The organism is Vibrio casei (assembly GCF_002218025.2).
GTDB lineage: Bacteria > Pseudomonadota > Gammaproteobacteria > Enterobacterales > Vibrionaceae > Vibrio > Vibrio casei.
Window position 1 is genome coordinate 489,711 of record NZ_AP018681.1, and the last position, 12,437, is coordinate 502,147.

The window sequence follows — 12,437 nt, forward strand, 5'->3', positions numbered from 1 at the left end:
ATTAAGCATGGAGCAGGCTAAACAAGTAAATTCAAACCCGCTAGAACCAAAGCAGTTACAACCAAAGCAACAGCATAGAATTCGTGCTGCAGGTATCATCATTAAAGATAATTCGTTACTTTTATTACGAGTAAAAGATTTTAGTGGTGAATATTGGATTCCACCGGGTGGTGGCCTTGAAGAAAATGATGGGCATACTAAAGCGTGTTTAAAGCGAGAGTGCCATGAAGAAGCCGGTATTGATGTGACAGTGGGAAAATTAGTCTGTGTTAGAGAGTTTTTAGAAACCACACGAAATATTTATCATGCTGAGTTTTTTTACCATATTACGGATTTTTCTGGTAAGCCTCATATCGATAATTTAGCTGGGCACAACGACGCTGTGTTTATACAAGAAATCGAATGGGTGCCGATTGAAACCTTAGAGCAGAGACGCACTTTTCCGACCGATCTTAAACACGTTGCCATGCTGGTCTTACAACATAAAGCGAGTGTTCATCTTGGCAGTTATGTGCAGGGCGAATTTGAAATACACAATCAAATGTCTGATGATAATTCTTTATAAGTCAGAAATAATCTCGCATCAAATTCCAGTTGATGGTATTCCGGTTCCATATGGCAACATAAGGCATAAAAGGCTTTGTTGTGCTCTTTTTCTTTAATGTGCGCCAATTCGTGGACCACTAACATGCGCAACAGTGGTTCTGGTGCCTCTTTAAAGATGGAGGCAATACGGATTTCGTTCTTAGCTTTTAACTTACCACCATGATTACGAGACACAAAAGTGTGCAAGCCCAAGGCATGATTGACGATATGAATTTTCGGGTCATAAATGACTTTGGATAAAGGGGATGATTTCTTTAAATAACGATTTTTAATCGCCATTGTGTACTCGTAAAGTGCTTTTTCGGTGGTTAACGTATGCATTGTTGGATATTTACTTTTCATCCATGCGGCTAACTTGCCTTGTTCTATCAAGCTTTGAACTTGAGACAATACATTTTCCGGATAACCTTGCAGGTACTTTAAATTTACACTGTTCTTCATTCAATATTCTTTCAGTTTCAGCTTATATTCGTTGCAATGGGTAATGTCTTATCCCCTAAAGTAAAAGCGATCCTAAGATCGCTTCTATCACACAGACACCATCACTTACACTTTAAATTGTGCTTTACGAAGTCGATTTAAAACCGCCATGACATCGAGTGTGCGAGGCTTGGCTAAGTCACCATTTTTGGGCATGGCTTGATACCAATCGTTTTGCAATGCTTGCTCAAATATATGAGACGGGTTGTCACTCCAGCCAGGCTGTTGAGACAGTTGGAACCATAACCAACCAATGGCATTGAGTTCGCTGGTGGACTCAATTTGTTCAAGAGCGGAAACATCAACATGCTCTTTACCAAAACGCAGAGTATGAGTGCCTTTACCTTGAATTCGAAATTTACCTTCCGCCAAAATCTTCTGTAAACATAGATTATTAAATGAACGAGCAGGATGCTGAACCAGTGGCGTTTCGGTTTCTTGATTACGCTGGCTTGGGTGCTGTTTGATGACTTCTTTTGCTTTTTCCGTCACATCCAAGGCTTGGTAGTCATGCATTTGAATCACGGTATCGGCAACATCGAAATAATCCCCCGATCCACCCATGACAATAATAGAAGAGACGCCTTGCTCATCACGTAATTGCCCAATGCGATCGACCAAAGGTGTAATGGGTTCATCCCCTTTACTGACTAAAGCTTGCATGCGTTCATCGCGGATCATGAAGTTGGTAGCCGAAGTGTCTTCATCAATAAGAAGAGTACTTGCTCCCGCTTCTAAAGATTCTTGTAACCAAGCCGCTTGAGAGGTTGACCCAGATGCATCTTGCGTCGAAAAATCCGTCGTATCTTTCCCCATAGGTAAATGGTTAATGTAATTCGAAAGATTCAAATGATGAACACTACGGCCATCTTCTGCTCGAATTTTCATCGCTTGCGGATCAGTAACAATGTACTCACGACCATCGGTTGGTATGTGATCGTAAATAGAACGTTCTATCGCGGTGAGTAAAGTGGATTTACCGTGAAAACCACCACCGACAATTAAAGTAATACCCTTTGGAATACCTAAACCACGAATTTGACCTTTGTGTGGTGTATTTAAAGTGTACGCTAACGTTTCAGGTGCACTAAAGGTGACGGCATTTTTCATTGGTAGATCACAATCACCAGAAACACGTGGTAAGACACTACCGTCTGCAACAAATGCAACAAGGTTGTTTGTCGCCAATTGATGACGAAGCGCCACTTGATCTTCCACCACTTCACAGTGACGTTTTAGTGCTTCTATATCGATTTCACGCGCAATGGTTGACCGGCGGATAAACTTAGGCAAGTGAAAAGTCAGTATGTTAATGGCTTTCTTACTTAAAATCTGGCGACCATCGGCTGGTAAGTTGACACGAAAACGAAGTTCAATGCCACTTTCATCAAACACAACGGCAGTATGGTCGAGCACACTTTGTCCGTTGAAGGCAATATCGACGGAAAGTTCGGGCTGAGCTAATTGAGAAAAGTAACGAGCGATATAGTCACGAGCGGCACGTTGATAATCTTCAGATTGGTCTAGTAACCATTGTAAATCCGTTAATGACCATGCTCGGCGAGCTCGTAAGCGTGAAGCGGTCGCATGTGGATCACCTTGCACTGTATCGATGAAAAGATCGAAATCTGTAAAATCATATTGGCCTTTGATTTGCTGGTAAGCACGATAGTTTTGTTTTTCGATATTTTTCAGTTTGAAGATCAGCGTATCCATAGAGTTTCAGTATCGCTTTTGATGAGAATAAAGACTAAAGCGGGATTATATACCTAAGTCACTTCAAGATGCGAATTTCAGCTTAATAAAGCTTTAGAGAATAGGGGTATTCAATAGCTGAAGAGCAGAACAATAAAAATAATGAATCGGTTGATAAGGAACCTCTCTAATAAGCAATGCTTGAGGATCGCATTAGAGAGGTGATGAGCCTGTGAAAGGAGGCTGAAATATCTCGTTTTATCGTGGCACTATGGTTGAAGCGAACGTAAATATTCGACATCAACATCTTGCTGATAATCTACACCATGAATATCAAAACCATTTAACTGCATAAATGCTTGCTTATAACCATGGTAATCACCAACGTGCTTAAAATTATCTTGATTCATATTCGTCATGATTTCACTTACACGAGCTTGAATGCTTGGTTTTAGCTCCCACTCATCCATACGGATCAATCGTTCGGCATCAACGGGCGGTTTTTCTTGATTCAATTTGGTCGAGAATAAGCGTTGCATTTGCTCGATACACCCTTCATGGTTTCCTTCTTCTTTCATGGCTTTATAAAGAGCGATCATATAAGGCGTGAAAGTGGGAATAAACACGCTTGCTTTAGTCACTAAAGCTTTACAAGCTGTTGCGTAGGCTGCGCCATTAAAACTTGCCAATTTAATGTTTAAAGAGTGACTCGCTTGATGCAAATCGACTTTTGCCCATCCTAATGTGCCATCACGATAAATTGGGTAGTTAGCTTCACAACCAATGTAAGAGAATGCGATGGTTTTACACCCTTCAGCAATCGATTCTGAATTGATTAAAGTGTCGACCCATGATTCCCAATCCGATCCACCCATCACTTGGATTGTGGCTTCAATTTCTTCATCCGTGGCAGGTTCAATGCTCGTTTCAATCCATTGATCATTGTCAAGCAATACCGTAGCACCTGTGACGCTGTCACCAATTGGTTTGATGCTAGAAACCCAATTTTTATTGGTGTTTGGGTTCGGGCGAACACCTGTTGCTAAGCTATAGATGATGAGATCTACTTCGCCTTCGAAGTAAGTTTCAATCGCTTCGATAACGTGTTCTCGGGTTGCCTTGGCAAAGGCATCACCAATAATGTTGATCGCAATGCGACCCTCTTTTTCGGCTTCTTGTTTGAAAAAAATATTATTATACCAACCAGCACTTCCTACTCCTTTTTCAGAAGGACCACGTTCAAACGATACACCAATCGTATCGGCTTCACTGCCACCGAAAGCTAATGCAATCCGAGAGGCTAATCCAAAGCCAGAAGATGCCCCTAAAATGAGCACACGTTTTGGGCCATTTTCGATTTGTTTCGCGTTTTTTACGAACTGAATTTGTTGCTGTACTGATGCCTGACATCCGTATGGATGGGCACTTCGGGCAACGACACCCTTGATGATTGGTTCGATAACCATACGATATCCGCCTCTAAAGTAAGGAATAAGTCTTTAGAATAGAAACAATTAGCCTGTAGCGTATTGAGCAAACAGGGTATTAGTGGCAATTTTATGATTTATTTAAAGAAAATTTGTTTCAGATCATGAATGGAAGTGCTTGGAAATGAAAAAACGAACCTAATTTAGGCTCGTTTTTTATGATCTATATAGAAGCTGTGTGCGTAATGCAATAAGCATTTACAGAATCAATTCCAGCTGAGACGCCATAAAATCAGCGATCCAAGGTTGTGCTACCGCTTTTGGATGAAGGCCATCTTTCATCATCCATTCTGGTTTTACGATTACCTGTTCGAGGAAAAACGGTAAGATCGGAATGTCTTGCTGTTTAGCAACCTCTGGGTATAAATTGGAAAATGCTTGCGTATAACGCTTACCATAATTGGGTGGCACCATGATTTGCATGATAGCAACATCACTATTAGCGGCTTTACTTAAGGTAATAATTTGTGTCAGATTTTGCTTTATAGTGGTAGGTGAAAAGCCTCGTAAGCCATCATTAGCTCCTAATTCAACAATGACCCAATCGGGGTTATGTTGTTTCAATAGAGCAGGTAATCGCTGTAAGCCATTACCTGAAGTATCACCAGAAATACTGCCATTTATGACCGTGGCATTAATCCCTTTTTGTTTGAGTTGATCAGGCAATAATGAAGGCCAGCTTTGTTCTATCGGCATTTGATAGCCCGCACTAAGGCTATCGCCTAGAATTAAAATTGTCGTGTTTGCGCTGTTCGCCGCGTGCGTAATGGAAGAAAGACTTAACACTAGAATTAAGGATAGAAATCTCATCATGTCACAATCACCTACAGAAAATGTTATCAATAAAAATGCAACAACTCAGGCAAAGCCGCCATGTTCAACCATGGCCAATGTGGTTATCCAAGCTGAGGGTGTTGGTCAATCCGTTTCAACCAATAAAGAGCATTTAACCATATTAAAGGGTGTGAACCTAGCCATTCTGGAAGGAGAAAGTGTCGCTATTGTAGGGACCTCTGGTGCTGGTAAATCAACTTTAATGACATTGTTGGCAGGATTAGATAGCCCAACACAAGGTGAAATTAGCTTACTAGGAAAGTCATTATCAAAGATGGATGATGAAGCTCGTGCTGCATTGCGCAGTGATTCGATTGGTTTTGTATTCCAAAGTTTTCTTTTAATTCCGACTTTAACAGCATTGGAAAACGTAACATTACCGTGCTTACTTAAAGGCGAAAAAGAAAACATAGAAAGGGCGACCCATTTATTGAACGAAGTAGGGTTAAAAGATCGCTTAACACATACGCCGAGTCAACTTTCTGGTGGTGAACAGCAACGGGTAGCATTGGCGAGGGCTTTCATGATTCAACCTAAAGTACTGTTTGCCGATGAACCGACAGGCAACCTAGACCAAATTACTGCAGCAAAGATCATAGAACAGTTATTTGAGCTTAATAAAGCGCATAACACAACCTTAGTACTTGTTACCCACGATAACGACTTAGCAAAGCGTTGTGATCGCATATTACACATGCAAGCCGGTGAGTTGGAGGATCAAGCATGAACGCGGTGTCTAAGCCTTTACCCAATAAAGCTTTATTAAAATGGAGTTGGCGTGAGATAAAGCAAAGCCAGCTTTGGCCAATTGCTATTGCATTAACACTCATTATTGCTTGCGTGTTTGGTTTGGCGGCTTTGGCCGATCGCATGGATCAAGTGATCATGACGCAAGGTAAAAATGCTTTAACCGCTGATACGGTATTTCGCTCTTCGAATCCTTTACCTGAAAAATTATTAACGGCTACTAAAGCCCAGAAAACGAAAATCTCAACATTAACTCGATTTGCCACTATGGCCTTCAGCGACAACAGTATGCAACTGGTAACGGTGAAAGCGGTTGATGATAGTTATCCACTGCGTGGTGAAATGGTGCTTTCAAATGGTGATAAAACACGTAACCATGTTTCAGAAAATCAGTTGTGGCTTGAGCCTAGAGTTATGCAACAACTACAAGTTAATATCGGTGACGCCGTCACAATTGGTGATGCCGATTTCAAAGTATCAGGCGAAGTATTACAAGAACCTGGGTTGGCGTTTAACCCATTCCAGCAAATGCCGAGTGTTTATATCCATCAAAGTGATGTAGAGAAAACCGGCGCGGTGCAAGTTGGTAGCCGGGTCAGTTTTCGCTTGTTTATTAACGGAACTCAAAACCAAATAAAACAATTAAAGCAATCTATTAGCCTCACTCCAAGTGATAGGTGGATAGATGAAGATTCGCAAAGCAGAACGTCGGAAGTGTTTGAGAAAACCAAGCAATATTTATCATTAACAGTGGCGATTGTGGTCGTTATGGCCGCTATTACATTAGTATTGACTTGTCAGCACTATGTCGCTAGCCGCCGACAAACCATTGCTATGTTAAAAAGCTTAGGAGCACAAAAACCTTGGTTGATTCGTTGGCTCAGCCTTCAAATTGGTAGCTTGTTTGCCATTGGCATCGTATTCGGTTCACTGATTGGCGTATTACTTGAAATAGTATTGCGTATTCCGTTAACCGACGTTCTGCCAGATCCTCTACCTAGTTATGGTTTGATGCCGTTTTTGCTATCCGTTGGAACGTGTTTAGCGATTGGTATTCCCGCGTTAGGCATTCCTTTGATTGGGTTGCTTAATACCTCTGCTGCATCAGTCATGCAACCTAGCCAAGGTAATATTCCAAACAAAGCATGGTTGTTGATCATATTGCCATTTGGTTTGTTGATGTCAGTTTATGGCGGCAATATGCTGGTTTGGATAGTGCTCGCCAGTATTTTAGTGATATTTGTGATCCTTGGTGTAATCAGCCTATTTATGGTTAAAGGTTTACTGCGTCTGCCTGCATCACCAGCATTGAAATTAGCGTTAAGCCGCATTAATCGCTCTTCGATTGCTAGTGGCATTCAATTTGGCGCACTGTCTTTATCGCTAATGTTGATTGCCATTATTTGGTTAGTTCGAAGTGACTTGCTTAGTGATTGGCAACAAACCTTACCAGAAGATGCTCCGAATGTTTTTGCATTGAATATAGCCTCTTATGAAAAAGACGACTATTTACAAGAAATCGATAATGCAAATCTCAATCGTTCGGAAGCTTACCCAATAATTCGTGGTCGTTTACATCAAATTAATGGGGTTGATGCCAAAGATTATGCTGATGGGGAAGATAAAAGTGATTCACTGCGCAGAGAACTAAACTTTACTTGGGCTAATACATTACCTGCTCGTAATGATTTATTAGAAGGTGAATGGGGTGAGCCCGGCAGTGTTTCGGTTGAATCCGATGTGGCAAGCGATCTTGGCCTTAACATTGGTGATACGTTATCTTTTGTTATTAGTAGTCAAACGGTTACAGCAAAAGTGAATACTATACGCAAAGTTCACTGGCGTGAAATGAAGCCTAATTTTTACTTCATTTTTTCTCCGGATGTATTAAAGGATATTCCTGGAACATGGTTGGTGAGCTTTAAAGCGCCAGCGGATAACCAGAAAAAAACGGATGTATTTTTAAATAAAATGGCTCGTGATTTTCCTACAGTCAGTTTAATGGATATTCGTACCATGGCTGGCAAAATTCAAGTGTTACTCACTCAGATTGTATGGTCTATTACTGTTTTGGCTGGCTTAGCGGTGATTGCTGGCTTGTTATTAATCTTTACGTTATTACGTTTAAGTCTCTCTCAACGTCAACAGGAAATTCGACTGTACCGCACTTTGGGAGCCAGTAAAAAAAGGATCAGCAAAACGGTGTGGTATGAATATGGCATCATGGCCTTTATTGCCGGTGTCGTTGCCAGCGTGGGAGCAGAAGCCAGTGTTGCGAGTTTAATGAAGTGGGGGTTTGAACTTGACCCTACTTGGCATATTGGCTTGTGGATTATTTTGCCACTTCTAGCATTTGTGACCTTGGCGCTTGTGCTTCGAACGCTAATTAAACAATTGTTAGTCCCTGTTAATAAGGCTGTATTTTAATAAGCGGCTGAATAAAAGATGAGTTATCCACAAAATCGGTGACTGATATTTACTAATATGTGTTGTTAATTCAATGGGTTATGTTTTTACTGTTACAAAGTACATTGTAAAAGTATGCCAAATTGTAGCCCAAAATGTGTGACAATTCTAGGCAATAAAAAGCCCCCAACCAATCAAGGCTAGGGGCTTAGATTATCTAACTACTTTTAACTTTACAGACCACCAACCATTATAGGTTGTATTGTTGTATATATGCCGTTGTGAAAAGCATCTGTTTTGCTTACAACATTACCGATTATCTCACCGTCCAGCTCTACAGTCGTATTAACTACAGGATTAACAGTAATATTATTCTGGTTATTAATAGATTGTTGCGTGCTTGCTGCGGTTGGCTGAGGTGGTACTACTTTTGCCATAGTAGGTATAGTAGGAACAGTAGGCACAGTTGGCACTTGAGCATAAGGGTTATAAGTTGGCAATGTACTTGTACTATATCCGTGTGTTTGTACTTGCGGTTGTGGCTTAGTGTCATTAGAAGGTGTCGGCAATGTACCTAAGTTCATCTTATAGCTACCTAGCCCCGTTTGTGCATATGGATTATAATAATTTTCTATAGACTCAGATTTGTTATTGATGACACTTTTATCAATATTATGAATTGAATTTGAGTTGTTAATATTATTGTTTACATCACTTGAATCACTATCATTTGATTGTTTCTTATCATCATCAGATTGCATCCAACTTGGAAGCATGCCCACCAATGCCCCCTTGATTTTATCTGCTAAATTACTAAACATATTCAACACATTAGCACCAAATTCTCTAATTTTATTACTAACAGTATTAAATGCTTCAATAGCCCACTTCACACCATCAACAATTGCGCTTAATGCTTTAGTGAGTAATATTAAGCGATTTAAAAAAGGTTGGATTGCAAGCCCTAACATATAGCCTAACGGTTCGGCTAACTTCATTAATGTATCGAAAAACTCACTTAACTTACCTTGGGTATCTTCACCAAAAGCTTTAGTAAAACCATTATAAAATTTTAAGGAGAAGTTACTCATACTTGTGGAAATGGTTGCAAACATCGAGTCAACTTTTTGTAAGCGTGTGATATCTTCATCAGTTAAGCCAATGTTGTTTTCCTCGTATGACTTAGTAAGTTGGTTTACTTTTTCTCTGTTTTGATTCATTGCATTGTTTAACTTGCCTAAATCACTAGCCAATGATTCAAGTACAAATCTACGCTTGCCTTGATCATGAATATTCTTGTTAACATCTGCAAAAATACGGTCAATCATTACACCCATGTTTTTATCTGCATCAGCAAAATAGGCTTCAACACTCTGTTTATTGGCTTCTAATGCTCCACTGCGTACAAGTGCATTGATCAGATCGCCTGCACCGCCACCTCCAGTAAATTCACCTTCTTTATTAAAGCTACCTTCAGATAATGCTTCCCCGATTTTCTCCTGTGTATCGCTGAGCATGTCGATTTGCTTATCGAGATTAAACTCTTCACTTACCCCCTGTGAAATGTAAGCACGCCGTTGCAAATCATCTACCGAAATTCCAGTCTGATCAGAACCTTGTTGAAGTCGTTCATAGCGTTGCTGACCTGAAGTTAACCCCTGTTTGACTGCCATGCCCCCCAAGGCTATACCTGCACCTGCCATTAGCGCGGGATTAAGCGCAATAGGTAACATAGTTCCGCTTTTAACGTCCTTACTACCTTTACCACCACCGTCATTTTTAGCACGTTCCTTAGCTTGTTGTTTACGTTCGTATGCACTGCGTTGCTTTAGCTCTCTAGCGTAATGGGAGGTTGTTTTTGCATATTCCTCACGGATCTCGGCCTCTGATTTCTTAGCTGATAAAACCCTTTTAAGTTCCATCTTCTGCTCAAGTGTTAATCGTGCGTAACTTGCCGAGCGGAATTGTCTAAGCTTCCAATCGTTGAACCTTTTTTGTTGTACACGTTGTTTTTCTAAGCGACGATTTTCTTCCCTTTGAGCCTTCTCATGTGCACGTTTTTCTGTTGCTAGAGATTTCTTGGTCTCTCGCTCTTCTTGTGCGTTGGTCTTTTTATCATCTCTCAGCCTCTTGTCGTTACTCTTTTTGTGTAAGTCTAAAAGCTCTTTCTGACGTTTCATTTCCTTTCGGTGAGCATCAGTATTAATTTTATTAAACTTCTTTTCAAAGTCTTGAAGTTCACGGAATAGCCTACGTTTGTTCTCGAATTCTATACTAATTCCATACTCTGCTATGTTATCCATGTCTAACCCTCATTTTTATTATTATTCTGTTCAATCTCTGGATCGATAACACCCATGACAACTAACTGTAAATACAGGTCTTGAACCTCGGGATCTTCTGGGAATTCTTGGTACAGTTCGATGATATCTTTCTTGTATCTGTCACTGATAAATACTTGTTCAAGTTCATCAAGTTGTGATAATTCAAGAAACGCTGACCACTCTATTAATTCTTTCAAGTCATTGTTGAAAGGGCGGATTACCTTCATTAGTTCAATATCTTCACCCTCTACAGTTACTCTTTGCATAACAAGCTCAGGAAGGGGTTTAGATAGCTCATATAAGCGTGATTGTTGGGCAAGGCTATAGTTTATCGCGTAGTTTAATACATCCATTATTTACCCCTATTTAATCCGTATTTGTAGGCACATAGTAAAATGATAAAGTTTAAAATAATAACTGGTGTGTCGATTCCTAGCATTAGCCCTAATAAGTTCCAAAAGGTTGCTATTGTGAAAAGTTGTAAATGTTTAATCATAAAAAATCCTTGTCTGTTAATTGGTTATCGTCTACCTTGAGCTTGGCGGATTGCCTCTTGTTGTGCTTCCTTATTCTTCTCTTCCAAGTGATGACTGTACTCAATGTTGTTTTTTAGTACATTGATGTTGTATTCATCCACAAACTGCTTAAATGGGAGGTTTAAGGCACGTTCTAGAGGGATTTTGGAATAGATAACCCACTGCATTACCTGAGCGGTTTCTTCACCATATAAGGCGGTTAGGGCATCTGTTTGTTGTTGAATTAGCTCGTTTGGGCGATTTGCATTCTCAGCACTATTGATCGTATTCTTGATTTCTAATCGTTTATCTTTATCCGTTTCTTCAGCTAGTTGAGCACGTAGATTATTCAATCGTTTATTGCTAATCTCAGTTTGTAGATCGGGTAACAATTGGCATTCATAAAGGGGTTTGATAAACTCGAAAAACTTGTGAATACTTTCAAACACTCCACCTTCAATTTGTACCGATTCCAAAAACTCAAGAATGCTTTGATATGTATCAGAACTAATATCTGTAAGCGGTTTACCTTCGATTTCATTCAAGATTTTGTAAACAGTGGGTAAATGTTTCACGCATAAAAAAGGAGGCATTGCGCCCCCTGATTGGTTTAAATTTTGCATATAGTCTTACTCCGTAGGGGAGGGAGTAGGCAAGTTCAAGCTTGGGAAAAACGTTTCCTTGATATCTTCAAAGTGACTCTGTAACACTTTAAAAGTTTGAGTGGTTTGCAAGGGTTGGATAAGTTGAGCTTGGAACAGCCACATGAAAACATCCAAACTGTTAATACCCTTATCTTCAAGATAGCTATCTACATCTTTGATATGCTCTAAATCATCGTTCACTAGGGTGCTTAAAAGTAAATCTTGAAGTTGTTCAAAATGTTCTACACTAGCTTTCTGACTCACGACACTGAACAAAATAGTGTACAAATCTGGGCTGTCTTTTTGATCAGATAAGATGCCCACACAAGGAACAAGGATTTTACTTAGCTTAAATAACTCAATGTTTACGGTTGTTTGTTTCAGCTTTGAAGCTTGAAGGACAACACCATCAAATTCTTTTTTGATTAATTTCATTTAAGCATACCCTCCAAAATTGCTTGATCTGCAACAATATTACCTCGTAAGCACTCAAGGTACTCATCTCGCCAATTTAGCCAATACTCGTAATGTTCTTCTAGTGGTTTAAGCTGAGCGAATCGGTTGTTGTGCCAGTCATAAACAATCTGGTCGCTAAAAATCTGTTTATCCTCGAATTTCTTTAGTTCTCGTTGATTTTTCAAGATAGTATTTCTGAGAGAATTAATTTGGCTTAGCTTATATTCTGTAGTAATCATTTTT

12 protein-coding genes are annotated in these 12,437 nt (G+C 39.9%); 3 read left to right on the forward strand and 9 right to left on the reverse strand.

What is annotated here, in order from left to right:
* The first annotated feature begins 7 nt into the window (after positions 1-7).
* Positions 8-565: an NUDIX domain-containing protein gene (locus tag VCASEI_RS15110; RefSeq protein ID WP_089110966.1), complete on the forward strand. Its 558-nt coding sequence runs from the start codon at positions 8-10 to the stop codon at positions 563-565.
* Here VCASEI_RS15110 and VCASEI_RS15115 read toward each other — a convergent pair.
* From VCASEI_RS15115 to tesA, 4 genes are all read right to left on the reverse strand, one after another.
* Positions 538-1,047, reverse strand: a complete 510-nt coding sequence (locus VCASEI_RS15115; protein ID WP_086958598.1) for a M48 metallopeptidase family protein — start codon at positions 1,045-1,047, stop codon at positions 538-540. The genes VCASEI_RS15110 and VCASEI_RS15115 overlap by 28 nt on opposite strands.
* Before the next feature lie 105 nt (positions 1,048-1,152).
* Positions 1,153-2,802: an ABC-ATPase domain-containing protein gene (locus tag VCASEI_RS15120; RefSeq protein ID WP_089110965.1), complete on the reverse strand. Its 1,650-nt coding sequence runs from the start codon at positions 2,800-2,802 to the stop codon at positions 1,153-1,155.
* Between the two features lie 248 nt (positions 2,803-3,050).
* The gene (gene fabV / locus VCASEI_RS15125) at positions 3,051-4,247 is read right to left on the reverse strand and encodes an enoyl-ACP reductase FabV (RefSeq protein ID WP_089110964.1); all 1,197 of its coding nucleotides are present in this window, start codon (positions 4,245-4,247) and stop codon (positions 3,051-3,053) included.
* Positions 4,248-4,466: 219 nt separating this feature from the next.
* A complete protein-coding gene (gene tesA, locus VCASEI_RS15130; RefSeq protein ID WP_089110963.1) occupies positions 4,467-5,081 on the reverse strand; it encodes a multifunctional acyl-CoA thioesterase I/protease I/lysophospholipase L1 in 615 nt (204 codons plus the stop codon).
* A 70-nt stretch (positions 5,082-5,151) separates the two neighbouring features.
* Here tesA and VCASEI_RS15135 point away from each other — a divergent pair, with 70 nt between their 5' ends.
* Entirely contained in the window at positions 5,152-5,829 is a 678-nt protein-coding gene (locus VCASEI_RS15135; RefSeq protein WP_086958960.1) for an ABC transporter ATP-binding protein, read from the forward strand.
* Entirely contained in the window at positions 5,826-8,276 is a 2,451-nt protein-coding gene (locus tag VCASEI_RS15140; protein ID WP_089110962.1) for an ABC transporter permease, read from the forward strand. Before VCASEI_RS15135 ends, VCASEI_RS15140 begins: the two co-directional genes overlap by 4 nt.
* A gap of 212 nt (positions 8,277-8,488) precedes the next feature.
* Here the strand turns inward: VCASEI_RS15140 and VCASEI_RS15145 are convergent, their stop codons facing one another.
* From VCASEI_RS15145 to VCASEI_RS15165, 5 genes are all read right to left on the reverse strand, one after another.
* Positions 8,489-10,558, reverse strand: coding sequence for a DUF3523 domain-containing protein (locus VCASEI_RS15145; protein ID WP_110957822.1), 2,070 nt, complete (start codon positions 10,556-10,558; stop codon positions 8,489-8,491).
* 2 nt (positions 10,559-10,560) lie between these two features.
* The gene (locus VCASEI_RS15150) at positions 10,561-10,932 is read right to left on the reverse strand and encodes a hypothetical protein (protein WP_089110720.1); all 372 of its coding nucleotides are present in this window, start codon (positions 10,930-10,932) and stop codon (positions 10,561-10,563) included.
* 167 nt (positions 10,933-11,099) lie between these two features.
* Positions 11,100-11,717 carry a hypothetical protein gene (locus tag VCASEI_RS15155; protein WP_089110721.1) on the reverse strand — a complete coding sequence of 206 codons (618 nt, stop codon included), beginning with the start codon at positions 11,715-11,717 and terminating at the stop codon, positions 11,100-11,102.
* A gap of 6 nt (positions 11,718-11,723) precedes the next feature.
* A complete protein-coding gene (locus VCASEI_RS15160) occupies positions 11,724-12,173 on the reverse strand; it encodes a hypothetical protein (protein WP_089110722.1) in 450 nt (149 codons plus the stop codon).
* Positions 12,170-12,433 carry a hypothetical protein gene (locus VCASEI_RS15165; protein ID WP_089110723.1) on the reverse strand — a complete coding sequence of 88 codons (264 nt, stop codon included), beginning with the start codon at positions 12,431-12,433 and terminating at the stop codon, positions 12,170-12,172. The genes VCASEI_RS15160 and VCASEI_RS15165 overlap by 4 nt, the downstream gene beginning before the upstream one ends.
* Positions 12,434-12,437 lie beyond the last annotated feature (4 nt).